Here is a 24,168-nt window from a genome sequence, read left to right as displayed (position 1 = left end):
TTAGGAGCTCCCAAACAGTTAAAAGAGAGGGGTGCCAGTCATCTCTTCGGGTTGCTCAAGATCTAAACATTTTAGCAGAGTAGGAGCAATATCTGCTAGAATACCATCGCGCATTTCTTTGGCTCGCGGTTCGTTGATAATAAGTGCTGGCACATCGGCAGATGTGTGCGCCGTATGAGGCGAGCCATCTTCATTAATCATGCAATCGGCGTTTCCGTGATCCGCAATGACCAAAATTTTGTAGTCGTGATTGGTTGCTGTATCTACTACCTCTTTCAGTAATTGGTCGATATTCTCAACGGCTTCGATAGCAGCTTCCATATCTCCGGTGTGGCCAACCATATCTGGATTGGCATAATTGAGAATACATAAGTTGTATTTTTCGGACTGCAGCTGTTTGCAAAGTGCGTCAGTAACTTTGGGTGCACTCATTTCAGGTTGCAGATCGTATGTTGCTACCTGTGGGCTGGGAATCATGATCCGATGTTCGCCTTCAACCGCTTCTTCTTCACCACCATTAAAAAAGTAGGTCACATGAGGATATTTTTCAGTTTCAGCAATACGGAGTTGCTGCATGCCGTGTTTGCTTACTATCTCTCCTAACGTATTTTTGAGTGCCAATGGGGGGTAAGCTACTTCTACATGTTGGAACGTATCATCGTAAGAAGTAAAAGTGGTATAATGAAGATCCAGGTTGTCTTCTACTTCGAATTTATTGAATCCATCTTCGGTAAGGGCACGAGTGATTTGTCGTGCACGGTCACCACGGATATTATAGAAAATAATCACATCCCCTTCTTGTATGCGTGAGTCGGATGATTGGTCGATAAGTTTAGGTTTTATAAACTCATCGGTAATATCATCTTTATAAGATGATTGCAGGGCTTCTTCCGGGTCGTCAAATTTCTGCCCCTCTCCGTGCACAAGAAGGTCATAAGCTAATTTCGTTCGTTCCCATCGGTTGTCGCGGTCCATAGCATAATATCGACCAATGATGGAGGCGATTTTACCCGTACCAATTTGTTCAGCCTGTCTTTTAAACTCTTTGGTATATTCAAGTCCTCCGTGGGGCGATGTGTCACGACCGTCTGTAAAGGCATGAATGTAGGTATTATCGATACCTTGAGACTTAGCAAATTTCAATAAGGCAAACAGATGGTTGTTATGGCTGTGCACGCCGCCATCAGAAAATAAGCCCATAATATGGATACGCCCATTTTCTTCAGCTTTTTCAAAAGCAGATGAAAGGGTTTCGTTTTCAAAAAAGCTACCGTCTTCAATAGCGGTATTGAGGCGCGTTAGCTCTTGGGGAACAATACGCCCGGCCCCTATATTAAGGTGGCCAACTTCCGAATTGCCAAACTGCCCATTGGGTAATCCTACATCTTTACCGCTGGCAGAGAGTTTAGAGTGGTGGTTATCCCGAAAAAGGGAATCAATAAATGGTTTTTGCGCTTTATCAATAGCGCTTACCTCGGGATTTTCGGCTAACCCGAAACCATCCAGAATTACAAGAAGTGCTTTTGTGCTCGGGTCAGCCAAGATACTTCAGTGCTTACAGGTTATTAACGTGCTTTGCAATCTTTGATTTTCTGCGTGCAGCGAAATTTTCGTGCACAAGATCTTTGGCAGCCATCTTATCAAGGTAAGAGCTGGCTTCTTTAAAAGCTTCCTCAGCTTCTTCTTTGTCCGTTGTTTCCAGAGCTTTTGTGACTAAGGTTTTCATCTTAGACAGTTGCCCCTGGTTACGCTGACGGCGTTTTTCGTTTTGACGTACTCGCTTTACTGCTGACTTATGTTGTGGCATATTTTTATAAAATGTTCTTATCAGTTCTTCAAATTAATTCGTATCATCTTCCTCGCCATGATCAGAAAGACGTCAAAGTTAAAATTTCTGGTAATGTTATACAAGAAATCATTGAAAATTTAATAAAAGAAGGGTAATTTAGGAGACTTTCGATTATGATCATAGTGATCGATGGGCCAGCCGGCTCAGGAAAAAGTTCTACAGCACGGGCCGTAGCCAACAGATTAAGTATTGAGTATTTAGATTCTGGGGCATTATACAGAGCGGTAACGCTTGTTTATTTAGAGGCTGGCTGTGAAGAAGAAAAGTTCTTTAGCTTATTACAAAAGAAAGATATTTCATTTTATTATCGTGATCAGCTGTTTCATATAGCTATTGACGGCAGCTCAGTCACCGATGATATTCGAACAGCAGCTGTTGCTGAGAATGTAAGTGAAGTAGCAGCAATGCCTGATGTGCGCGCATTTGTTAATGATCTCATGCGAGATGTGGTAAAAGAAGGTATATATATCGCAGAAGGTCGCGACTTGGGAACAGCGGTATTTCCTGACGCAGAACTGAAATTTTATATGTGGGCGGATTTGGATGAACGTGCCCAGCGGCGTTTTGATGAACGCAAAGACAAAAATCCTGATCTGACGTTTGAGCAAGTCAAAGAAAGCATAGCTCAGCGTGATCAGAAAGATGCAAGCCGTGAAGCTGATCCACTTAAAAAAGCGGATGATGCCATCGAAATTGATACCACGGCTATGACATTTGAACAACAGGTCGATGAAATTTGTTGGAAAGTAAAGCAACGGATTGAAGATTAAATACGAATGTAAACTATAATACGAACACTAATCCCACCCCGAGTTATTCGGGATGCGGTAATTTTAACTAAAACACATAATGACAGACGAACCCAAACAAGAACAAAATAACGAAGAAGAGCAGGCTACAGTAGCCCAAGAAGAGGTTACTGAAGAAGCTGCAATAGACCCTACCACCGAAGAAGAAGTACGTGTGGAACCGGAAGCTGAAGAAATTGCTTCATTCTCCGGCGATGTAGAAGAGGGTGAAAAAACCTATACTTATGACCAATTGCAGGCTGCATCGGAAGACTATTCTGATGAAGAATTTCATCAGCTTGCAGATATGTATGAAGACACGCTCAATGAAATTGAAGAAAAAGAGATTGTAACGGGCCGTGTCGTTTCTGTTGATGAAGATTACGTAATTGTTGATATCGGATTTAAATCCGAAGGAATTGTACAAGCAAATGAATTTCCTGATGAGGTCGTTGAAGACCTTCAACCGGGTGATGAAGTTGATGTATTCCTTGATAAGGTTGAAGATCAGGAAGGACAACTTATACTTTCACGTCGCAAGGCTGATATCTTGCACGCTTGGGAGACTATTGAACGTGCTGCTGAAACGGGCGAAGTTCTGGAAGGTCATATTAAGCGTCGTATTAAAGGCGGTATGGTTGCCGATATTATGGGGATCGATGCCTTCTTACCCGGATCGCAAATTGATGTGCGTCCGGTAAGAGACTTTGATGCTTATGTGGGCAAAACCATGGAATTCCAGGTTGTTAAACTCAACATGTCGGCAGAAAATGTCGTTGTATCTCACCGTGCACTTATCGAGTCTGATCTCGAAGAGCAGCGCGAAGAGATCCTTTCTACTATTGAAGAAGGACAGGTACTCGAAGGTATTGTCAAAAATATTACCGATTTCGGTGTCTTTATCGATCTTGGTGGTGTCGACGGCCTCTTGCACATTACAGATCTTTCGTGGGGACGTGTTGAACATCCCGAAGAGATCGTTTCTCTGGATCAACGACTTAACGTCGCTGTTATCGACTTCGATGAAGATTCTAAGCGAGTATCGCTCGGACTCAAGCAGTTGCAGCCACATCCATGGAACGAAATTGACCTTAAGTATCCTGAAAATATCCAGGTGCAGGGTCGTGTTGTTTCTATCGCTGATTATGGTGCATTTATTGAGCTTGAGAAAGGTGTTGAAGGGCTTATCCACATTAGTGAAATGTCGTGGACACAGCACATTAAGCACCCATCACAGCTCGTAAGCAAGAATGATATTATCGACTGTGTTGTACTGAATGTGAATGAACCGGAGAAGAAAATTTCTCTTGGTGTTAAACAGCTCGAAAAAGATCCTTGGGAAGATATCGACAAGCGATATCCTGTTGGATCCAAGCATACGGGAACTGTTCGCAACCTCACCAACTTCGGTGTGTTTGTTGAACTCGAACCCGGTATTGACGGACTCATCCATATCTCTGACTTGAGCTGGACTGAGAAAATCAATCATCCAAACGAGGTTATCGACAAGGATGAAGAGATCGAAGTTATTATTCTGGCGATCGACTTTGAAAATCGTCGAATTACACTTGGTCATAAGCAGATTGAAGAGAACCCTTGGGAGACATTCGCTGAAGAGTACGGCGGAACAAACAAGGTCGAAGGTGAAGTCTCTAAGACTACCGAAAAAGGTGCCTTTATTTCTCTGCCTCATGGACTTGAAGGCTTCTTGCCAGCCAGTAAGACCGAAGAAGACGGGGAGCCGTCTGAAATCTTCGAAGATGGCGACAGTGTAGAAGCGTTTGTAATTGAGTTGGATGAAACCAACAAAAACATTACGCTCAGTCAACGTGAGAAAGACGTTGAAAAAGCTGAGACTTCTGAACCTAAAGAGAAGAAGGAACGAAGCAAGCCTGAGAGCAGCAGCAGTAAAAAATCAACCGAAACAGGTACACCTACACTTGGTGAAATGTCTGGTCTCGCTGATCTTAAGCAGCAGATGGTTGACAAGCAGAAGGAAGAGGCTGCACGGAAGTTCCGTGAGCAAGCTGAAGCCGAAGAAGCTGAAAAGGAAGAAGAGGCTGATGACCAAGAAGAGTAGTATTGAATACACTCTTTGGTAAAAATTAAAAAGGCCCGGTGTGGATCCACACCGGGCCTTTTCTTTTATTAAAAGATTCTTGACACTATTCATCTTCTAAAAAAAAGAAGACTACCTTTTTATCAGGGTGTTTGCTGGTTTTTACGTTTTCGTTTTCCTGCCGATTATAGCTGTATATAACATTACGCATAGAGTTAAGTTCCGCTTTGTCATCATAAGAAACCTGAATCGCTTTGCCCCCGGCTTCTAGCTGTTGGATAGCTTCTAGAAGCGGCCTGTACTTTGAAGAGCTCTTCTTGGAGATGTTAATGTCTTTTCGAGAGACAAAATTGATATCCATAAATAGTGGATTGAGTTAACAAGTGATATTAAGTAATAAAGAGATCAGAATAGTTTCAAATGTAAAATAGAAAAGCCCGTAAAGCTTATTTAGAAACTAACATACACAACAAATATATATTAGCAATAAACCTTACAGGCTTTCAAAATCGAGCTGAAATGGAGTCTATGGCACTTGTACCGAAGACATAATTTTATCAATAAGATCTTCAGAAGTGATATTTTCTGCTTCTGCCTCAAAAGTAGGGATGATACGATGGCGAAGCACATCCATCGCTATGGTTCGCACATCTTCGGGGGTTACGTAAGCACGATGTGCCATAAAAGCGTGTGCCCGAGCCGCCAGGTTTAGGTTAATAGAAGCACGGGGAGAAGCACCGAAATTAATCAGATCAGATAGGTCATCGAGATTATACTTTTCAGGATTTCGGGTTGCAAAAACAAGATCTATAATATACTGCTCAACCTTTTCATCAATATAGATTTCATTAATGACCTCACGAGCCTCCAATACTTTATCAACCGTAATAACAGGTTTTAACTCTTCTTGTTGCCCGGTCTTGGCCATCCGGCGCATAATTTCAAGCTCTTCACTTTCATTGGGGTAGTCGATCTTGATTTTCATCATAAAACGATCGACCTGGGCTTCGGGCAGGGGATAGGTACCTTCTTGCTCAACCGGGTTTTGAGTTGCCAGTGCCAGAAAAGGATCGTCAAGCTTAAACGTTTCTTCTCCAATGGTAACTTGTTGCTCCTGCATAGCTTCCAAGAGTGCACTCTGAACTTTGGCAGGAGATCGGTTGATCTCATCCGCTAAAATAATATTCGCAAAAATAGGGCCCTTCTTTACCGTGAACTCAGCTTCTTTTTGGTTGTAAATAAGTGTACCGATAAGGTCTGCAGGAAGTAGGTCAGGGGTAAATTGCAGGCGTTGAAATTTAGTGTTAATTACTTTTGCCAGTGAAGATACGGTTAGGGTTTTGGCAAGGCCGGGTACCCCTTCGAGCAGTACGTGCCCATCAGAAAGTAAACCAGTAAGCAGCCGGTCTATCATATAGCGCTGTCCGACGATAACTTTATCCAATTCCTTGTAAATATCTTCAATAAAGGCACTGGACTTTTTAATTTTTTCGCCCAGTTCTTGCATATCTACTGATGTTGAAGGGTTCTCCATAGCAGAAGTTCGATTGTTAATTTAGAATTCAAATGAGTTATAACTATTTTCTTTCGCTCTAATATAAACGCCTAAAGGTAATAAATGGAAATCATAGATTCTTTTTTATTAGGACTCATTCAGGGATTAACAGAATTCCTTCCCATTAGCAGCTCAGGACACCTCGTATTAGGAAAGGCTTTGCTCGGTAGAGAGCTGGGTAAAAGTATTACATTTGAGGTTGTTGTGCACTTTGGTACTCTGTGCAGTATCCTCATCTACTATCGCAAAAAGATTACCAGCATATTGAGCTCGCTTTGGGAATTACTTATTAATCCCTCTGATTTTTCCAATAAACTATCTACTGACAGTAACATCAAACTTAGTGGCTTTATTTTACTGAGTATGATTCCCGCACTTATTGTGGGTTTGACGCTGAAGGATACCATTGAGAATGTGTTTCTTAATCCATTTATGGTTTCAATTATGCTCTTGGTAACAGGGGGTATATTGTTTGCCACCAAGTTTAGAACAAGGTTCCCCAACAATTTAGGTGCCGGCAGTGCCTTTGGTATTGGTCTTGCGCAGGCCTTTGCCATTTTGCCAGGCATCAGCCGGTCGGGCTCAACCATTTCATTGGGGCTTTATTTGGGGATAAAAAGAGAAGAGGTAGCAAATTTTTCTTTCTTGATGGTTATTCCCGTTATTGCCGGGGCCATGCTCTTGGAAGTTAAAACAATGATAGAGTTAGGTATCCCAATGGCCGCATTTTGGGATCTGGCGGTTGGTTTTATTACCTCTTTTGTATCAGGATATATTGCATTGAAGTACTTGATTATCCTTCTCCGAACAAAAGGAATTCATCCGTTTGCCTGGTATTGTTGGATTATTGGCATATGTGGCCTTATTTATTTTTGGTAATTTTATTTAGCCTTTGCCAAGAGTAAGTTGCTTATAAAGAATGGAAACAAATTCGCTTTTTTGTTGATGAGGTTTTTAATTTTATCTACCTTTGAAGCCACCAAAATAAATAGATAAATATGATTACGTATTTCTTCATTTTTCTGGCCGTTTTGGCCGTTGCTTCTGCGCTGATGATGGTAATCAGTAAAAATACCGTCAATAGCGCGCTTTTCCTGGTACTAAATATGATGTCGCTGGCAGGGCTTTTCTTGTTACTCCAGGCACAATTTCTGGCAATAATACAGGTACTGGTCTATGCCGGTGCTATTATGGTGTTATTCCTATTTGTGATTATGCTCCTGAATGTTGATGAGGAAACAAGTCTCTTTAGTAAGTTACGCGTAAAATACTTTGTAGCTTTCTTATTAGGAGTAGGGGTGTTTGCTCAGATCTTATACAGCCTTGGCAGTTTTTCTGATACCTTACCGACCATTTCTTCGGAAATGGCCCAGGCAGGAACGGTAGAAGCGATAGGGGATGTGCTCTTTTCAAAGTATATACTTCCTTTTCACATAATTGCTATGCTGTTGACCGCTGCTATGAATGGAGCGATAATGATAGCACAACATAAAGTTAGAACTGAGGGTAATAAATGATTGGTATTGATTGGTTCTTAGCGCTCAGTGCGCTATTGTTCTGTATTGGAATTGTTGGTGTATTGATTCGAAAAAACGCCATTGTAATATTTATGTGCGTAGAATTGATGTTGAATGCGGTAAACTTATCGCTGATCTCATTTAGTAGCCACTACGGAAATGTTGATGGGCAAATACTGGTTTTCTTCTCACTGGCGATTGCAGCAGCAGAAGCAGTAGTAGGATTGGCCATCATTATTGCCATTTTCCGAAATAACCTTTCGGTGGATATTGGCAAGATCAATTTGCTTCGGTGGTAGTATACACTCCTGAAAGTTTAGTTCATTATTGGCGGCCTTGTTGTAGGCCGCCTTTTTTATTTAGAAAGTGATCAAATTAGATTTCTTAGAAGCGAAAATGGCTGTTTCTAAAATGGGTCTAAACAGTAATAAAACTCTTTACCTTCACTCACTTTTTTGTATCTTTGCCACTTGTGAATTTACCCTTGGGAAAATTTAGGGTAATGGCTACATTTGGGCCGAAAATTGTATGAGGATACAAATCTGAAAGATCATAGTTAATGGATTCTGCAACTACGCTTACTACGCTTATTATTCTCTTCCCACTGTTGGGATTTCTGATCAATGGCCTGCTGGGTCTATACTCCGAGTCTTTTCGCGATAAGAAGGGACTTATTGGAGCGATTTCAAATCTCGCAGTCTTTATTCCTTTTGCCATAGCCGTTTACTTTTTTGTAAATATGGGGCAGGGATCAGAACCTATTTTTGCCGAACTCTTCACTTGGATCGAAGTTGGGTCTTTTAGTGTAGATATTGCCTATCAGCTGGACCAGCTTTCTATAATGATGGCCTTGGTAGTGACAGGGGTTGGGTTTTTGATCCACCTGTATTCTATCGGCTATATGTGGCACGATGAAGGATATTGGAAGTTCTTTGCTTACCTGAACCTCTTTATTTTTGCAATGCTCAATCTCGTGTTAGCAGACAATATGCTGCTGCTATTCTTAGGTTGGGAAGGCGTTGGCTTGTGTTCATACCTGCTTATCGGATTCTGGTACACAGATATGGCAAATTCCGCCGCCGGGAGCAAAGCGTTTTGGTATAACAGGGTAGGGGACTTTGCATTTCTTGTTGCCATGTTCTTGATGTTTCAGCATGTGGGCAGTCTTGATTTCGATGTAGTACTTGCAAACCTCGAGGCTATACCTGCAGATGATACTTTCTGGATCGGTTTGTTGATGTTGATTGGAGCGACCGGTAAGAGTGCACAGATACCACTTTTTGTGTGGTTGCCTGATGCGATGGCCGGACCGACTTCTGTTTCTGCTCTTATCCACGCCGCTACGATGGTAACTTCAGGTATATACCTGATTTCTCGGATGTCCGAAATGTTTGTGCTATCTCCGGAATTAATGATGATTGTCGCTGTTGTGGGCGCGTTAACAGCAATTGTTGCTGCTACTATTGCGATTACACAGAACGATATTAAAAGGGTGTTGGCCTATTCAACCGTTTCGCAGCTCGGTTATATGTTTTTGGCGCTTGGATCCGGTGCATTTACTGCTGCCATGTTCCATGTTGTGACGCACGCTTTCTTTAAAGCTTGTCTCTTCCTTGGGTCCGGATCTGTAATTCATGCTATGGAGCATGTAGAGCATGGATTACATGATGAAGGTAAGGATGTGCATTTTGATCCACAGGATATGCGTTTTATGGGTGGGCTTAAAGAATATATGCCATCTACCTATAAGACATTTTTAATTGCGACTATTGCCATTGCAGGGATACCGCCTCTGGCAGGTTTTTTCTCAAAGGATGAAATATTAGCGTTTACTTTCAATGCCGGCTTTGGTGAGTTCGCCGGTTCGTTGTACTTGCTCCTTTGGGGCGTAGGAATTGTGACCGCATTCTTAACAGCCTTCTATATGTTCCGCCTCACTTTCGGAACCTTTAACGGATCTTTTAAACTGCCGGAAAAGATTAGTGAAGCTGCCGGAGCGGAAAAATATTTGCACGAGAGTCCTAAGACGATGACGATTCCACTCTGGACGTTAGGTGGGTTGTCGGTTGTTGGCGGATTTTTGGGAGTTCCCAACTTTTTGTTGGCAACCTTTACCCACCAAGAGGAGCATATCAATCTTTTGCATAATTGGTTGTACACGGTAACCGCAGATTATGGGCTTACGCTTTCACATTCTGCCGAATGGATACTGATGTTTGTTTCCATTGCTATCGCTGTTGCCGGTGTTTTTGTTGCCTATCGCATGTACGGGAGCGGAGCTACCGAAGAGTCTGATGCCAAGCTTGCCGATCGATTTGGAGCCTTGTATCAGACTTGGAAAGAGAAATACAACCTCGATGAATTTTATGAGGGCGTAGTTGTAAATCCTGTTGTTCGTATGTCAGAAAAAGGACTTGCGAAATTTGACATGAAGGTTGTTGACGGTATTGTAAATACAGTAGGGGGCGTTGTTCGACTTTTCGGAAGTGTCTTCCGCTATATCCAAACCGGTGTTACCAGTACCTATGCGCTGGCACTTGTTCTCGGAGTTATTCTTGTACTAAGTATGTTGATCCTGTAAAAAAGAACTGATAATGGAGTTACTCTTAAATATTTGTATTTATTTACCACTAGCAGGGATTGCCGCAATTTTGGCTGTCCGCAGTGACAAAGCTACTAAATGGATAAGCCTGATCGTCACAACGGCGACATTCGCATTATCCCTGCCGTTACTGTTTAATTTTGATATTGCTAATTCCTCTACTGCGCAATATTTGACAGAGGGTAATCCCGTATTAACAGGACTGGATATAAAATACCTGTTGGGACTTGATGGGTTGAGTCTTCTGCTCTTTATGCTAACGACCCTAATGGGACCCATTGTAATTTTATCTTCCTGGGATTCAGTTAAAAAGCACTTGGCCGGTTATTATTCCATGTTGCTTTTGTTGCAGACGGCCTCGATGGGAGTCTTTGCATCGCTCGATCTTATCGTATTTTATGTGTTCTTCGAGCTTTCGCTAATCCCAATGTATTTCTTGATCGGTATTTGGGGTGGAAAGAATCGTATCCATGCCACTATAAAGTTCTTTGTTTATACCCTGGTTGGTTCTTTGATCATGCTCGTAGGTTTGATCTATGTTGGCTACGATGCAGGGTCATTTATTGATGGATATCAATTTTCTACTGATTGGAGATTCCTCTCCGGGGATACCTACCAAATTGGGCTGGTTGAACAAACATATTTATTCTTAGCATTTTCATTAGCCTTTTGTATTAAGGTTCCGCTGTTTCCCTTCCATACCTGGTTGCCGTATGCGCACACCGAAGCTCCTACTGCAGGTTCTGTAGTACTGGCTGCTATTATGTTGAAGATGGGTACATATGGATTATTAAGAATCTGTTTGCCGCTTTTCCCGAATGCGTTTGTTGAATTTGCTCCTTATTTAGCAACGCTGGCAGTTATTGGAATTATTTATGGAGCGTTGGTGGCTATGGTGCAGAAAGATGTCAAGAAACTTGTTGCCTATTCCTCTGTGAGCCACCTTGGTTTTGTAGTATTGGGGCTTTTTGCTTTCAACACTATCGCAGTGCAGGGAGCACTTATACAAATGATTAATCACGGGCTCTCAACAGGTGCCCTCTTCCTTATTGTGGGAATGATATATGATCGTACCCATACACGCCAGATAAAAGATTATGGTGGAATTGCTAAGGTAGTCCCCGTCTTTGCGGTCATGTTTATGATTGCAACATTGGCATCTATAGGATTGCCTGGCTTAAACGGATTTATTGGCGAGTTCTTGATCTTAAATGGAACCTTTAGTTCCGAAGTGCTACCGCAAAACGCTTTTGTAGTATTTGCCGCACTGGGAGTGATTTTAGCGGCTGTTTATATGCTTTGGATGTATCAGCGTGTGATGTTTGGCCCGCTTAAGCATGAGAAGCACGAGAAACTGGTAGATTTAAATGCCCGGGAGATTGGTCTATTGGTACCGTTAGTTGTTTTTATGATCTGGATCGGTATCAGACCTGTAGATTTCACCCAGTATTCTGAGGCACAAGTGCAGGAACTGCTTGAATCATCCAACGAAAAGAGAATGGCTATCAAACAGTCAGCAAACTCTCAGGAACTACCACAATGGGCTTCAACATTGTATGATGTAACAGATGAATTAGCATCTAAAACAAAAAATAAATAGTACAATGGCTGAACCACTTTCTGATAATAAGATTGCAGATGAACTGGGGAGTCTTCCCGGTTGGGAACATGCAAATGATAAGATCAGCAAAGAATTTAGTTTCGATAATTTTCGCGATGCGGTAGCATTTATTAATCGGATCGCTTTTGAAGCCGAAGAGCAGGTTCATCACCCAGAAATTTTTAACGTTTATAATACGGTTAACATCTCGCTGAGCACACACGATGCCGGCGGCAAGGTAACCGGAAAAGATATTACGCTCGCAAAAACCATCGAGTCACTGTATAACTAATTAGCTGCATGGATTACTTACACGATATCAACGCTTTTTTACCCGGTATAATTGTTGGTGTAGCCGGACTCATCGGAATTGTCATTGACTCTTATAAAGACGACCACGGTGCCATTTATGGTCTTTCGGTAGTATCGCTATTGGCCGGATTGGTCTTGTCAGTTACTGATATGTTTGAGCCGGCAGGTATCGCTTTTTCCGGAATGATCACATACGGTGGCGTTACTGCATTCGGGAATGCTGTTATTTTGTTTGGCGCACTTTTCTGTGTGTTAATCTCACGGGAGTACCTTAGTGCCATTGATCACGATTTTGGTGAGGTGTATGCCATGGTGCTTTTTGCAACTACAGGAATGGTTGCATTAGCGAGTGCGAATGATCTTATCATGATTTTTATTGGGGTCGAGACGATGTCAATTTGTCTTTATGTGTTGGCAGGAATTTTTAAAAACCGAAAAACCGGGGCTGAGGCTTCTCTTAAATATTTTCTACTTGGGGCTTTTTCTACCGGCTTTCTACTTTACGGAATGGCTCTTTTATATGGAGCAACGGGCTCATTATCACTTCCCGTTATAGCAGAAGCAGCCAGCACCGATCTTTTGTTTGTAGCAGGAGCTGCATTACTGTTAACTGGTTTTTTCTTTAAGATATCTGCAGTTCCTTTTCATATGTGGACCCCTGATGTCTACCAGGGAACTCCCACCACGCTTACGGCTTACATGGCTACGGCTTCAAAATCGGCCTCATTTATTGCACTGATGATCATTCTTTCAAAGATGATACCGGCCGAAACGGCAGAGTGGGGAGAGCTGATAGAAGTTATTGCAATTTTAACGATGGTTCTTGGCAATTTAATTGCCCTTGTGCAAGATAACATCAAAAGAATGCTGGCTTACTCCAGTATTGCACACGCAGGATATTTGCTGGTAGGGCTGGCAGCAGGGACAACAGCAGGCTATAGTGCTGTACTCTTTTACCTGTTAGCATATACTATTATGAACGTAGGTGCTTTTGGGGTCGTCGCATACTATGAGCGTCAGCAGGGATTAGATTTCACTGATGTAAATAATTACGCCGGTCTTGGATTTAAGCGACCACTAATGGCCGTATTACTCTCTTTCTTTTTATTCTCCTTAGCCGGTATTCCACCATTTGTAGGGTTTATTGGAAAATATATGGTTTTCGCAGCAGCTATTGATGCCGGATATATTGCACTGGCTATTATTGGTGTGCTTGCAAGTGCAGCAAGTGTGTATTATTACTTGCGCCCCATGGTATATATGTATTTCCGCGAGCCCCACAAAGATGTACCACTTGTACAGTCAGGCTTACTATTTCGTTCTACACTCATCGTACTGGCGGCTTTAACAGTGTATCTGGGGGTTGCATTTGGCGACCTGCATAATCTGCTTACTTCATATTATTCCAATGAGTGGGTGGCCTTGATTGGTGGCTAAGTTGTACTTCTTTAACTATCTGAGGCACTCACTGTCTCTTGTTAGTTCATTGAAAAGATACTTCTGCTGATTGTGCGATATAAGATCTCACTTTCTTTGTCAATTTATTATCTCTTCCAAAATTGTCTCGATAGACCTCAAATGCTTGCTGAAAATACTTTTGAGCCTGAGAGTACTGGTTCAAATCACGTTTTAGTTTAGCATATTGAAAATAAAACTCCCCCTCTCGATAATGGTTTTTGGGGACTTCTTCACTAAATATTGATTTTACCTGCCGGAAATAATTTTGTGCTTCTTCATAGTTACCCATCCCTCGATAAACTACTGCAAGCTTTAACATATCTACACCAACACCCCGACTTTCTTCACCCAAATTGTCAGCATTAATGCGAATACTTTTTTCCAGAAGTGGTATGGCTTTTTGGTAGTCGTTCATCTTTTGATATACAACGGCTAAATGAGAAGATGGACCGGCAACGCTCATATGGTTTTCTCCGTTCAGTTTTGTGTACTTTGCAATAACCTCAGTGAATAACTTCTGAGCTTCTACGAGGTTAGATTGGTTATAATTTGCGATAGCAATGTAGTTTTTAGCCCGCAAAGTAAAAGAATTTGGTGGGTCAGTAATCTGTTGAAAAGTACTCAATACTTTTTTAGCAAGCTCTTTTGATTTCCCATAGTTACCCATCAGGGTATAATTTCTGGATAAGTGATATATTGAAAGCGCGGTAGATATTGTTTCTTTCCCGGCCAATTGCTTTTTTAGCTCTATCGATTTTTCGAAATATCGGTTTGAAGCTTCAAAATCACCCATTTCGCGATTGGTCCATGCCAAAAATTTATAGTTTTCAGCCATAGTCATGGTGGGCTTTCCATACTTTTTGAGATATAACTCATTTGATTTAAGTAGGGTTTCTTCGGCCTTTTTAAAATCAAAAACATATATTAGGGACTTTCCGTAGCCGGTCAGCATTTGGATATAATCTTCGCTGCTTGTTTTACCCGCATTTACATAGATGTTTTTTGCCTTTTCGTAATACGAATTCGCTTGTTCATAATTGTCTTTAACTACATTCAGTCTGCCCAATAAGCTAAAAACAGAGGCTTTCAAGGTCGTGGACGGAGAGGAGATCTTATCCAAATTGTTATTTGCATCCAGGGCCAGTTGATATGCTTTATCAATGTTGGTTCGTGTTGCTTCAAGGTTACCAAGGCTAACAAGAGCCTGGGTCTTATTTTCTAATGAACGTGCTGTGCTAGCACTTTTTTTGAGAGCTTCTCTAAATGTTGTTTCCGCCTCTTCAAAAGCATCGATGTTACTCATTGCATTACCAATGGCAAGTAACACCTCTGTTGATATTTTGGGCTGTGTGTTTAATCTCGACGAAATACTATTTTTACCCTTAACTAGTAACTCTTTAGCAGATAAATTTTTCCCTTCAAACGTATTGTCTTTGGGGTTTGCTGAATCAAACATCTGTATTAAAAAGTCCTTAACAGTTTCCGCTTTTTGGGCTTCGGTTTCAGCAATATGGCGTTTTTCCTCAATCGTATTGATATGGTACAGCCCAAATCCAATTATTGTAACTATAGCTAGAATTGCAGCTATAATAATATGGCGATTTCGTTTGACGAACTTTTTAAACCTGTATTGCAGTGTATCACGCTGGGCAATAAGAGGCAAAGATCGTTTATACCTGTCCAGGTCCTCAAGCAATTGTTCTGTAGATAGATATCGATCTTCAGGCTCTTGGCGGAGCGCTTTCATGGCCATGGCATCAAGGTCTCCCTTGAGTTTCTGAATCACAGACAAAGGATTAGTATTTCTGTGTGATGCAATTGCAGTCTGTTCATTTTTGTTTAATTTTTTAACCTTTTTTGAAGGTTTTTCAGGAGGCTCTCTGAGAATAAGATTCTCAATTTTAGATGGGTTTTTGTCTTTGATATTGAAAGGATGTTTACCTGTCAATAACTCATAGAACAGTATTCCCAGCGTGTAGGTATCAGTAGCTGTAGTAATAGTTTTACCATCAAACTGTTCTGGGGCGGCATATCCCAACGTGAGTATATGATCACGGGTGCCAGTTTTAAATAAAAGTGTTTCTTTGGGGGCTGGTTTTAAGAGTTTAGCAATGCCGAAATCAAGCACTTTTACCGTTCCATTGCCGGTGACATAAATATTGCCGGGCTTTAAATCGCGATGAATAATTGCATTTTGATGGGCGTGTTGTACGGCCTCACAAACAGTTTTAAATAGCTGTAGACGTTTGCTCAGACTGAGCGTATGTTTTTGGCAATATTCCAGGAGGGGGACCCCTTCTATATATTCCATCACTAAGTAGGGGAGTCCATTATCGGTAACGCCCCCGTCAAGTAGTCGAGCAATGTTTGGATGGTCAAGGTTAGCCAATATATTTCTCTCGCGTTGGAAACGGGCAATATTTGAAGGGGTGCCCATGCCACGTTGAAGTAGTTTTAAAGCAACTTTTTTGTTATAGGCTCCATCACCCCGTTCTGTTAAATAAACGGACCCCATTCCTCCATGGCCGATTAATTCAATAATTTTGTATTTACCGATGGTTGTACCCACCAGGGAAGATGCGGTCCGGTTGTTATGCTGTTTTGAAAAATCTGCCGCTAAATGGTTAGGGTAGGCTTGGGTTTCCTCTAAGAATGCTTCGGCCCCGGATCTATCAATTGATTCCAGAAGCTCATTTACCTTTTGCTGAATTTCTGGATCGCCCTGGCAGCGCTTTTGGATATAGGTAGATCGTTTGTTTTTAGCCAGATCTAAGGCAGTATCAACAATTTTATTTACTTCTTTCCACTCTTGTTTATTCATGAATAATGGTGTTTCTCATTATTCGGATTTTAGCTCTTTATATAACCATCCGCGTGCTTTGGCCCAGTCTCTTTTTACCGTTCGTTCCGATACCTCCAAGGCTTTGGCGGTAGAGTAGACGGTCATTTGCCCAAAAAAACGAAGAGTAACTACCCGGGCCATTCGTTCATCTATTTTTTCCAGCTCTTTAAGCTTTTTATCCAGTTCTACAATATGATCAGATTCTTGTTGTACCTTCAATAATTCATCGATAAAAGTAATATCTCTGATATTATTGCCTCTTTTCTCTGCTTGTTTCTTTCGGGCATGGTCAACCAGTATTTGTCGCATACAACGGGCAGCTATAGCTAAAAAATGGTTCTTATTAGCAACTTCCAACCTCCCTTGCTGTACGAGTTTAAGATATACCTCATGGACAAGAGCAGTTTTGGTATAGGTAATGTCATCTCTTTCATCTTGTAAATTAGAATAAGCTAACTGCTTAAGTTCTTGGTAGACCAACGGGAAAAGCTTTTCATATGCTTCTTCAGTGCCTTCCCGGATATCGTTTAACAGATGGGTGATTTGACGAGAGTCTGGCATTGGTACTGTTTTTTGTTTGGTATTCTCTGTTGATGCTCCATAAAATCGGTGGACTAGGGTTCTCTATTTTAAATATCTATTAAACCAGAATAGAACCCTGTTTTATAAGTTTCAATTGTACTCGTTAAATACGGTTTTAATGCAGCTAGTACAGATGAGCACAAGTAATACTATATGATGTTAGCCAACGGTTTATTTATGACGCTTTGAATGTGATTATCAATATTAAGGTACTTCACGAATCAAAGATAAAACCGAGTTTATACCTTTAGGTAATAATATAACAAGTAAACCGGAAATGAAGTTTAAAGTCAAAAAAGCCATACAATACTTTATCATACCGGCGCTGGCTTTAGGGTAGTGAACAATAAAGTTAAGGATTGGAATTAGTATTAAAAAAGCTTATTTTTGCGTGCCTGCTGACGAGTGAAAGTCACCACGTCGGCTGTTTCAGTTAAGGAACAACCAAAGGAAAACATATCCTATGAGTAGAAGCTATTACGAACTAACATATATAATAAGCCCCGTTTTAGAAGACGATGAGTATGAAGGCATCGTTGAGAAGTTCACCCAGTTTATCAGAGATAATGGCGGTGAAATTGATGAAGTTGACGAGTGGGGAATCCGAAAGTTTGAGTTTGAAATGGACAATAAGTCCAGTGGCTATTACGTAAATGCCTACTTTACTGCGCCCGGAGAACTTATTGAGAAGCTAGAGCGAGCACTTCGCATTGATGATCATATTATGCGTTATTTGACGTTGAAGTATGATGCAAAAATGTTACGTCATCGTGAACAGCAGCGTAAGAATGAAGTACCTCCGGTCTTTGTCGAAGAGCAAGATGAAGAAGAAAACGACGAAGATTAATTCATCTCAATAAATACAACAATTTTCTATTATGATTAAGAATCCATCACACCCAAAAAAAGGGCACATAAAAACCCGTGAGTGCAAGTTTTCAAAAGCGGGCATTGAATATATCGATTATAAAAATACTGATTTGCTACAGCGTTTTATGAACGATCAGGGAAAAATTCTTCCCCGCCGTGTAACCGGTACCAGCGCTAAATATCAGCGGCAGCTGTCGCGTGCTATTAAGCGAGCACGATTTCTCGGTTTGATTCCATATGTAGCAGATAACCTTCGATAACAAAGATTTTCTATTCCCATGGCTAATAAATACATGAAGTTAATTTTAAGAGAAGATGTTAATAAGCTCGGTGATGCCGGCGACATCGTAGAAGTAAAAGCCGGATACGGCCGAAACTATTTGATTCCCCAAGGTAAAGCCGTAATGGCTACCGACGGTGCACTCAAGCAGATTGCAACGATGAAAGAAAAAGCGGAACGTCGTGCAGAAGTTACTGTTGAGAATGCTCAGGAACTGGCAGAACGTCTGGAAACTACTTCGGTAACTATTCCTGTTGCTGTAGGAGAAGATGAGCGTATTCACGGTTCAGTAACGAACCAAGATGTTGCTGATGCCCTCGAAGAACGAGATATTAACATCGATAAACGTAAGATTGAACTAGACCAAGACATCAAAACGTTAGGTGAATACACCGCCACTATTACTTTGATCAGTGAGATTAAAGCACAAATCAAGGTTTGGGTGGTTAAAAACTAAAACGCTTCGGCGTTCAACTTAACCTCTTGGTAATGAGGAATTCGATTATAAAGATAATGGGGATCATCGTAATGGTGTTATCCCCATTCTTTGTTCAGGGGCAGATGTTAGATCCTGTCTCTTATTCTGTAAGTGATGCCCCTGAAACCGTTCAGGCAGGCGAAGTTTTTGAGCTTACTATCAAAGCTTCAATAGATGGAAAATGGCATTTATACTCTGTTGCAAACGATCCTGATGCCGGTCCTTACCCAACCCAGTTTACATCAGCTAATAGTAAGATGGCTGTTGCTGGAGAAGTTACCGAATCGGAACCGGTAATAGAGATGGATCCGAACTTTAATGCAGAACTGGGCTGGCATACCAAAGAAGCTACGTTTACTATTCCTGTAGCATTCCGAGAAGATGCTTCTGGTTCTGTAATGGTAGACCTTGAGGTGCTTTACCAGGTTTGTGATGATAAGACCTGTCTGCCCCCCAAAACGAAATCTATTACTCATTCCATAAATATAAGTGGTACATCTGATAGCCCTTACCAGGGCTTTGAGGAGGCAGAAGCTGCAGATACAAAAGAAGAATCTTCAATCGGTACAGTTCCTTCTGCCGAAAGTGACGGATCTGTTAGCAGTAGCGATAATGCAAGCACCGGACTGGGAAGCTCCGGAATTTTCTCTTTCCTGTGGATCGCACTAACGGCGGGTTTTGCTGCATTGCTTACCCCTTGCGTGTTTCCTATGATACCGTTAACTGTTTCCTTCTTTTCAAAACAAAAAGAGGGGCAGGGCAGTGGAAAGGCTGTATGGCAGGCTGTTGGTTTCGGTCTAACTATCGTTCTTACATTTACGATTTTAGGGGCTTTACTGGCGCTGATACTAGGCGCTTCGGGGGCCAATCAGTTTGCGGCTAACCCGTGGGTTAATCTATTTATAGCAGCAATACTGGTTGTTTTTGCAGTTAGTTTGTTGGGAGCTTTTGAATTACGGCTGCCCCATCAACTTACGAATTGGCTAAACCGAAAAAGTAATGAGAGTTCTGGAGTTATTGGTATTCTCTTTATGGCATTAACAATCAGTGCGGTATCATTCTCTTGCACTGCACCCTTTGTAGGTGGGGTGCTAGCTGCTACCACAGGAGGGGAGTGGTTTTATCCCATTATTGGAATGGCCGGCTTCTCAGCGGCATTTGCGAGCCCGTTTGTGGTTTTCGCACTCTTCCCACGATGGCTAGAGTCTCTGCCACAGAGTGGGTCCTGGATGAATATTGTTAAAGTGCTTTTGGGTTTTATTGAGTTGGCTGCAGCAGTTAAGTTTTTATCAAATGCTGACCTCGTGTGGGAATGGGGATTGATTTCACGACCCTTTGCCATTGCAACATGGATTGCTATTTTTCTACTAGCCGGGTTTTATGTACTGGGGATGTATGCCATTAATCACGACTCCAAGCCTAAACAAATTGGTACGGGGCGGTTAATGTTGGCTATGCCTTTTATCTTGTTCAGCTTTTATTTAATCCCCGGATTGATGGGAGCATCCTTAGGAATATGGGATGCATGGCTTCCTCCAAAACAAGCTACCGATGTGAGTGTGGTTCGCTCTTTCGCACAGCTTGGAGGGGGATCTGCCAATTCTTCGGAAGCTGAGATGTGGTCAAGTAACTATAAAGAGTCACGCGAAAAAGCGAAACAAGAAAATAAACCTGTATTCATTGACTTTACAGGCTATACTTGTACGAATTGTCGCGCTATGGAAACTAATGTCTTTCCACGAGAATCAATTAAAAAACGATTTGCAAAAATGCAGCTGGTGCGTTTATATACGGATGATGGATCTGAAGGGCCGGCAAACCAGCGTTTTCAGTTTGAACTTACCGGTACGGTAGCATTACCTACCTATGTAGTTCTTGACCCGGAAAGTGAAACCATTCTACAACAGCTCGTAGGTTATGCTGATAAAGAAGAGTTTCAACAATTCTTGGATGCCGGTCTGCAACAGTACGGGAAAAGAAATAGTGGTTTCCAAACAGGAATTAATTAATTCCTGAATGTTCTTAACTTGTTAAAGTTTTTAATACTAAAAAGTTTATTTAAAAAAAGGATGTACCTTCTTTGACATTTTAGTTAAAATGATCTATCATTTTGCATCTTTGTGAGCCCTTATTAACAGATAACTAATATAATTTAATCGGAGTAATCGTATGACAACGTCTATAACTCTCTTCTTCCTTCAAGCAGGAGTGGACCAAGGATTTTTTAATGTACTAGTTGAAAAATTTAATGAAGGTAATGAGGGTGGTTTTATGTGGCCTGTCCTTGTCGCCTTAATTTTAGGATTGGCCATCTTCCTGGAGCGTATTATTACCTTGAACTTAGCCGATATTGACACACGTAAATTTATTGTTGACGTACAAGAGGCTCTCCAAGAAGGCGGAGTTTCTGCTGCTAAAGAACTTTGTGCCGAAACACGGGGCCCCGTTGCTTCTGTTTTCCAAGCAGGTTTGATGCGTGTTGATGAAGGTATCGAAGCCGCTGAGAAAGCAATTTCTGCTTATGGTTCTATCGAAATGAGTTTCCTTGAGCGAGGGCTTGTTTGGCTGTCTCTGTTTATTGCCATTGCCCCACTGCTCGGATTCCTCGGTACGGTAGTTGGTATGATTCAGGCATTTGATGCTATTGAAGAAGCAGGTGATATTTCGCCTACGCTTGTTGCCGGTGGTATTAAGGTAGCACTTTTGACAACTGCAGGTGGACTTCTCGCAGGTATTATTCTCCAGATCGGTTACAATTACTGTGTGTCTAAAATTGACCGTCTGATTTCTGAGATGGAAGAAAGTTCTATCACGCTTATTGATTCTATTGTTATGCTCAAAGAAGGCGAGCAGATCGTAGATCCTTCTGAGTCTGAAGAATAAGATAAGTTAACAACTACTACCTTTTTAACGAATTCTACCTAATATTATGATTGTATCTATAGCAATAGGTTTAGGCTTGGGATTGATCGCGCTGGGCGTGATAGGAATGGTTATTTCCGGAATCCAAAGCCTGATTAAAGGCAAACAGGACAAGAAGAAGATAATATCTATGCTTGTTCCTTTTGTCGTTTTCGGTGCCGCTTACGGTATCGCTGGAACTATCACAGAAGCAGCAATCGGTACTATGTTATTTATGATGGCCGTAATGTTGTTGTTTATGCTTCTTACTGGTTTGCGCGGTACATTTAATCTATAAACATTAGAGTTTAACCAATGATTGGAAAAAAAAGAGAACGAGAAGATCCGGAAGTTGGTGGAGCAGGAATGGCGGATATTGCCTTCTTGTTGCTTATCTTCTTCCTGCTTGTAACAACGATTGACGTTGATACAGGTATTGGATTGCAACTACCTCCAGCACCTGAAGAAGATCAGGAGCCCCCACCCATTAAAAAAAGGAATATGATGAAGATCCTTGTGAATGCACAGGGTCAAGTCTTAATGGGTACCGAAGAAACACAGCCAACACCTGTAACACAGGTCAAGCGTAACCTGAAGGAGTTTATCACCAATCGGGGACAGGATCCTAATTTATCGGACAACCCTGATAAAGCAATTGTGTCTATTCAGACGCAACGAGATACCCCTTACAACGTCTACATTAATATGCTTGATGAGGTAATGGGTGCTTATGCTGAACTTCGAAACCAAGCTGCACAGTCTAATTACGGCGTGCCTTATGATCGTTTAGAGGAAGGTAGCGAACGACACGAGAAGGTGAAGGATATGTATCCTAAGAAAATTTCAATCGCAGAGCCCAATCAATAAGAGTATTTAACTATGGGACATTTTGAGAAAAAATCTGCCAAAACCAGTCAGGATGTACCTACATCCGCAATGCCTGACGTTGTATTTATGTTGCTCATCTTCTTTATGGTGACAACAGTACTGCGAGAGGTTACATTACAGGTAAAGGTAGATTTCGCGAAAGCAGAAAACATTGAAAAAATTGAACAGAAGCGACTTGTCAGTTACATCTATGTAGGGCCGCAAAAGTTATCGGGAAATAAATTGGGTCCAACCAAGATCCAGATTGATGACTCTATTATCGATGACGTATCTGCGGTACGTAACATTATGTACGACAAGTTAAGAGAGCAACCTAAACTCATTGTTTCACTTCGTGTGCATGATGAGGCAGAGTTTGGTAAAATAACCGATATTCAGGAGGAACTACGTGAGGCCGGTACCTTGCGTATCAATTATTCTACCAAGCAGGAAGTTAACTAAGCCACAGGCTTACGCTCTTAGCAAAGTTCACACTTAATTTTTAAAAGGCAAGCACAGTTATTGTGCCTGCCTTTTTTATTATCTAAAAAACTATGAAAGACGATTCTTTTAGAACGATACAATCTTTAGGACGAACTGAACTTATTGATGAACTGATGGAATATGCCGAATATGAGCATCCATCAGTAAAATTAGGGTATGGAGATGATGCGGCCGTATTAAAAGGAGAGGATGATTTTAAACTTACAACTTCCGAAACCTTTATGGAAGGAGTAAACTTTGATTTGACCTACGTACCTCTTCATCATTTAGGTTATAAAATTGCCACTGCTGCAGTGAGTGATATTTATGCCATGAATGGTACTCCTGAGGTTGTTAATGTAGATTTGGCTGTACCGAATAAGCTGTCGGTAGATATGCTAAAAGAGATTTATAGGGGCATAGGAGCGGCTTCTAAAGATTACCAGTTCCAAATTGTTGGTGGAGATCTTACCGCATCGCATAAAACATTATCCGTAAGTATAAGCTGTTACGGATCAGTTGCAAAAGAAGACATTATTTATCGCAAGGGAGCACAGGTAGGCGATGCCATCTGTGTTACCGGTGACCTTGGTGGGGCAATTGCCGGGCTCCGTATATTAATGCGTGAGAAGAAGTTTTGGCAGGAACAGGAAGAGCAGACCTCTTTTCAGCCTGACCTCGATGATTATGAATATGTAGTAAAACGACAACTGGTACCGGCTGCACGTAACGACTTTATTGAGCAAATTGGTGAGTCAAGCCTTAAACCAACCGCAATGATTGATGTTACACAGGGGTTGGTAAGTGAATTGCAGCATCTAACCAGTGCTTCTGATGTTGGAAGTTATGTGTACCAGGCAGCTTTCCCCATCGCCTTAGATACCAGAACCGTTGCTGATGAGATGCGTGAAGAAGTAGACCGTTATGCGCTTTATGGTGGAGAAGATTATGAACTGATGTTTACCCTTCCTGAGGAACAAGTAGAAACATTGGCAGATGAATTCCAGGACTTTGTGGTTATAGGTAAAATTACAGATAAAGAAGAGGGCTTGTGTATGCAACAGGCTGAAGGGGGAGTGGTAACATTTGGAGAAGAGGACGAGACAAATTCTTAACAGGCAAGTA

The 24,168-nt window shown here is 41.5% G+C and carries 24 protein-coding genes; 18 read left to right on the top strand and 6 right to left on the bottom strand.

The annotated features are described in order from the left end of the window. Positions 1-18: 18 nt before the first annotated feature. Both gpmI and rpsT read right to left on the bottom strand, forming a co-directional pair. Positions 19-1,542: a 2,3-bisphosphoglycerate-independent phosphoglycerate mutase gene (gene gpmI, locus G3569_RS05350; protein WP_165266836.1), complete on the bottom strand. Its 1,524-nt coding sequence runs from the start codon at positions 1,540-1,542 to the stop codon at positions 19-21. Between the two features lie 13 nt (positions 1,543-1,555). Continuing rightward, positions 1,556-1,807, bottom strand: a complete 252-nt coding sequence (gene rpsT, locus G3569_RS05345; protein ID WP_165266834.1) for a 30S ribosomal protein S20 — start codon at positions 1,805-1,807, stop codon at positions 1,556-1,558. A gap of 155 nt (positions 1,808-1,962) precedes the next feature. Between rpsT and cmk the strand changes: the two genes are divergently transcribed. Both cmk and rpsA read left to right on the top strand, forming a co-directional pair. Beyond that, entirely contained in the window at positions 1,963-2,619 is a 657-nt protein-coding gene (gene cmk / locus G3569_RS05340; protein ID WP_165266832.1) for a (d)CMP kinase, read from the top strand. Positions 2,620-2,698: 79 nt separating this feature from the next. After that, entirely contained in the window at positions 2,699-4,717 is a 2,019-nt protein-coding gene (gene rpsA / locus G3569_RS05335; RefSeq protein WP_165266830.1) for a 30S ribosomal protein S1, read from the top strand. 85 nt (positions 4,718-4,802) lie between these two features. Here rpsA and G3569_RS05330 read toward each other — a convergent pair whose 3' ends face one another. Together G3569_RS05330 and G3569_RS05325 are read right to left on the bottom strand one after the other, a co-directional pair. Next, complete coding sequence (locus G3569_RS05330) at positions 4,803-5,057, bottom strand: hypothetical protein (protein ID WP_165266828.1); 255 nt, start codon at positions 5,055-5,057, stop codon at positions 4,803-4,805. 165 nt (positions 5,058-5,222) lie between these two features. Beyond that, the gene (locus G3569_RS05325; protein ID WP_165266826.1) at positions 5,223-6,230 is read right to left on the bottom strand and encodes an AAA family ATPase; all 1,008 of its coding nucleotides are present in this window, start codon (positions 6,228-6,230) and stop codon (positions 5,223-5,225) included. An 84-nt stretch (positions 6,231-6,314) separates the two neighbouring features. Here G3569_RS05325 and G3569_RS05320 point away from each other — a divergent pair, with 84 nt between their 5' ends. The 7 genes from G3569_RS05320 (at position 6,315) to G3569_RS05290 (ending at position 13,719) form a co-directional block, all read left to right on the top strand. After that, positions 6,315-7,130 (top strand): undecaprenyl-diphosphate phosphatase, encoded by an 816-nt coding sequence (locus G3569_RS05320; protein WP_165266824.1) that lies wholly within the window; start codon positions 6,315-6,317, stop codon positions 7,128-7,130. A gap of 119 nt (positions 7,131-7,249) precedes the next feature. Next, the gene (locus G3569_RS05315; RefSeq protein WP_165266822.1) at positions 7,250-7,768 is read left to right on the top strand and encodes an NADH-quinone oxidoreductase subunit J family protein; all 519 of its coding nucleotides are present in this window, start codon (positions 7,250-7,252) and stop codon (positions 7,766-7,768) included. Further along, positions 7,765-8,067: an NADH-quinone oxidoreductase subunit NuoK gene (gene nuoK / locus G3569_RS05310; protein ID WP_165266820.1), complete on the top strand. Its 303-nt coding sequence runs from the start codon at positions 7,765-7,767 to the stop codon at positions 8,065-8,067. The genes G3569_RS05315 and nuoK overlap by 4 nt, the downstream gene beginning before the upstream one ends. 260 nt (positions 8,068-8,327) lie before the next feature. Then, positions 8,328-10,349, top strand: a complete 2,022-nt coding sequence (gene nuoL / locus G3569_RS05305; protein WP_165266818.1) for an NADH-quinone oxidoreductase subunit L — start codon at positions 8,328-8,330, stop codon at positions 10,347-10,349. A 13-nt stretch (positions 10,350-10,362) separates the two neighbouring features. After that, positions 10,363-11,970 carry a complex I subunit 4 family protein gene (locus tag G3569_RS05300; RefSeq protein WP_165266817.1) on the top strand — a complete coding sequence of 536 codons (1,608 nt, stop codon included), beginning with the start codon at positions 10,363-10,365 and terminating at the stop codon, positions 11,968-11,970. 4 nt (positions 11,971-11,974) lie between these two features. Further along, positions 11,975-12,262 carry a 4a-hydroxytetrahydrobiopterin dehydratase gene (locus G3569_RS05295; protein ID WP_165266815.1) on the top strand — a complete coding sequence of 96 codons (288 nt, stop codon included), beginning with the start codon at positions 11,975-11,977 and terminating at the stop codon, positions 12,260-12,262. Positions 12,263-12,270: 8 nt separating this feature from the next. After that, entirely contained in the window at positions 12,271-13,719 is a 1,449-nt protein-coding gene (locus tag G3569_RS05290; protein ID WP_165266813.1) for an NADH-quinone oxidoreductase subunit N, read from the top strand. Between the two features lie 46 nt (positions 13,720-13,765). Here G3569_RS05290 and G3569_RS05285 read toward each other — a convergent pair whose 3' ends face one another. Both G3569_RS05285 and G3569_RS05280 read right to left on the bottom strand, forming a co-directional pair. Further along, positions 13,766-16,561 carry a serine/threonine-protein kinase gene (locus tag G3569_RS05285; RefSeq protein ID WP_165266811.1) on the bottom strand — a complete coding sequence of 932 codons (2,796 nt, stop codon included), beginning with the start codon at positions 16,559-16,561 and terminating at the stop codon, positions 13,766-13,768. A gap of 18 nt (positions 16,562-16,579) precedes the next feature. Then, entirely contained in the window at positions 16,580-17,143 is a 564-nt protein-coding gene (locus G3569_RS05280; protein WP_165266809.1) for an ECF-type sigma factor, read from the bottom strand. Positions 17,144-17,627: 484 nt separating this feature from the next. Here G3569_RS05280 and rpsF point away from each other — a divergent pair, with 484 nt between their 5' ends. From rpsF to thiL, 9 genes are all read left to right on the top strand, one after another. Next, positions 17,628-18,011: a 30S ribosomal protein S6 gene (gene rpsF / locus G3569_RS05275; protein WP_165266807.1), complete on the top strand. Its 384-nt coding sequence runs from the start codon at positions 17,628-17,630 to the stop codon at positions 18,009-18,011. A gap of 31 nt (positions 18,012-18,042) precedes the next feature. Next, positions 18,043-18,294 (top strand): 30S ribosomal protein S18, encoded by a 252-nt coding sequence (gene rpsR, locus G3569_RS05270; RefSeq protein ID WP_138430180.1) that lies wholly within the window; start codon positions 18,043-18,045, stop codon positions 18,292-18,294. An 18-nt stretch (positions 18,295-18,312) separates the two neighbouring features. Beyond that, positions 18,313-18,771: a 50S ribosomal protein L9 gene (gene rplI, locus G3569_RS05265; RefSeq protein WP_240894612.1), complete on the top strand. Its 459-nt coding sequence runs from the start codon at positions 18,313-18,315 to the stop codon at positions 18,769-18,771. 32 nt (positions 18,772-18,803) lie between these two features. Next, positions 18,804-20,801: a protein-disulfide reductase DsbD family protein gene (locus tag G3569_RS05260; protein WP_165266805.1), complete on the top strand. Its 1,998-nt coding sequence runs from the start codon at positions 18,804-18,806 to the stop codon at positions 20,799-20,801. A gap of 160 nt (positions 20,802-20,961) precedes the next feature. Continuing rightward, positions 20,962-21,675, top strand: a complete 714-nt coding sequence (locus tag G3569_RS05255; RefSeq protein WP_165266803.1) for a MotA/TolQ/ExbB proton channel family protein — start codon at positions 20,962-20,964, stop codon at positions 21,673-21,675. Positions 21,676-21,721: 46 nt separating this feature from the next. Next, on the top strand, positions 21,722-21,991 hold the full coding sequence (locus G3569_RS05250) for a hypothetical protein (RefSeq protein ID WP_205720043.1): 270 nt from the start codon (positions 21,722-21,724) through the stop codon (positions 21,989-21,991). 17 nt (positions 21,992-22,008) lie between these two features. Then, complete coding sequence (locus tag G3569_RS05245; protein ID WP_165266801.1) at positions 22,009-22,560, top strand: biopolymer transporter ExbD; 552 nt, start codon at positions 22,009-22,011, stop codon at positions 22,558-22,560. Positions 22,561-22,572: 12 nt separating this feature from the next. Then, entirely contained in the window at positions 22,573-23,022 is a 450-nt protein-coding gene (locus tag G3569_RS05240) for an ExbD/TolR family protein (RefSeq protein WP_165266799.1), read from the top strand. 92 nt (positions 23,023-23,114) lie between these two features. Further along, positions 23,115-24,158: a thiamine-phosphate kinase gene (thiL, locus tag G3569_RS05235; RefSeq protein ID WP_165266797.1), complete on the top strand. Its 1,044-nt coding sequence runs from the start codon at positions 23,115-23,117 to the stop codon at positions 24,156-24,158. The last annotated feature ends 10 nt before the right edge of the window (positions 24,159-24,168 follow it).

The organism is Fodinibius halophilus, assembly GCF_011059105.1.
Classification (GTDB): domain Bacteria; phylum Bacteroidota; class Rhodothermia; order Balneolales; family Balneolaceae; genus Fodinibius; species Fodinibius halophilus.
The sequence above is the reverse complement of the archived record's forward strand: the minus strand, read 5'-3'. Positions and strand labels throughout refer to the sequence as shown.

Coding starts and splice junctions, on each gene's coding strand:
- rpsT (WP_165266834.1), bottom strand. CDS start 1,807: ATGCCACAACATAAGTCAGCAGTAAAGCGAGTACGTCAAAACGAAAAA.
- cmk (WP_165266832.1), top strand. CDS start 1,963: ATGATCATAGTGATCGATGGGCCAGCCGGCTCAGGAAAAAGTTCTACA.
- rpsA (WP_165266830.1), top strand. CDS start 2,699: ATGACAGACGAACCCAAACAAGAACAAAATAACGAAGAAGAGCAGGCT.
- G3569_RS05330 (WP_165266828.1), bottom strand. CDS start 5,057: ATGGATATCAATTTTGTCTCTCGAAAAGACATTAACATCTCCAAGAAG.
- G3569_RS05325 (WP_165266826.1), bottom strand. CDS start 6,230: ATGGAGAACCCTTCAACATCAGTAGATATGCAAGAACTGGGCGAAAAA.
- G3569_RS05320 (WP_165266824.1), top strand. CDS start 6,315: ATGGAAATCATAGATTCTTTTTTATTAGGACTCATTCAGGGATTAACA.
- G3569_RS05315 (WP_165266822.1), top strand. CDS start 7,250: ATGATTACGTATTTCTTCATTTTTCTGGCCGTTTTGGCCGTTGCTTCT.
- nuoK (WP_165266820.1), top strand. CDS start 7,765: ATGATTGGTATTGATTGGTTCTTAGCGCTCAGTGCGCTATTGTTCTGT.
- nuoL (WP_165266818.1), top strand. CDS start 8,328: ATGGATTCTGCAACTACGCTTACTACGCTTATTATTCTCTTCCCACTG.
- G3569_RS05300 (WP_165266817.1), top strand. CDS start 10,363: ATGGAGTTACTCTTAAATATTTGTATTTATTTACCACTAGCAGGGATT.
- G3569_RS05295 (WP_165266815.1), top strand. CDS start 11,975: ATGGCTGAACCACTTTCTGATAATAAGATTGCAGATGAACTGGGGAGT.
- G3569_RS05290 (WP_165266813.1), top strand. CDS start 12,271: ATGGATTACTTACACGATATCAACGCTTTTTTACCCGGTATAATTGTT.
- G3569_RS05285 (WP_165266811.1), bottom strand. CDS start 16,561: ATGAATAAACAAGAGTGGAAAGAAGTAAATAAAATTGTTGATACTGCC.
- G3569_RS05280 (WP_165266809.1), bottom strand. CDS start 17,143: ATGCCAGACTCTCGTCAAATCACCCATCTGTTAAACGATATCCGGGAA.
- rpsF (WP_165266807.1), top strand. CDS start 17,628: ATGAGTAGAAGCTATTACGAACTAACATATATAATAAGCCCCGTTTTA.
- rpsR (WP_138430180.1), top strand. CDS start 18,043: ATGATTAAGAATCCATCACACCCAAAAAAAGGGCACATAAAAACCCGT.
- rplI (WP_240894612.1), top strand. CDS start 18,313: ATGGCTAATAAATACATGAAGTTAATTTTAAGAGAAGATGTTAATAAG.
- G3569_RS05260 (WP_165266805.1), top strand. CDS start 18,804: ATGAGGAATTCGATTATAAAGATAATGGGGATCATCGTAATGGTGTTA.
- G3569_RS05255 (WP_165266803.1), top strand. CDS start 20,962: ATGACAACGTCTATAACTCTCTTCTTCCTTCAAGCAGGAGTGGACCAA.
- G3569_RS05250 (WP_205720043.1), top strand. CDS start 21,722: ATGATTGTATCTATAGCAATAGGTTTAGGCTTGGGATTGATCGCGCTG.
- G3569_RS05245 (WP_165266801.1), top strand. CDS start 22,009: ATGATTGGAAAAAAAAGAGAACGAGAAGATCCGGAAGTTGGTGGAGCA.
- G3569_RS05240 (WP_165266799.1), top strand. CDS start 22,573: ATGGGACATTTTGAGAAAAAATCTGCCAAAACCAGTCAGGATGTACCT.
- thiL (WP_165266797.1), top strand. CDS start 23,115: ATGAAAGACGATTCTTTTAGAACGATACAATCTTTAGGACGAACTGAA.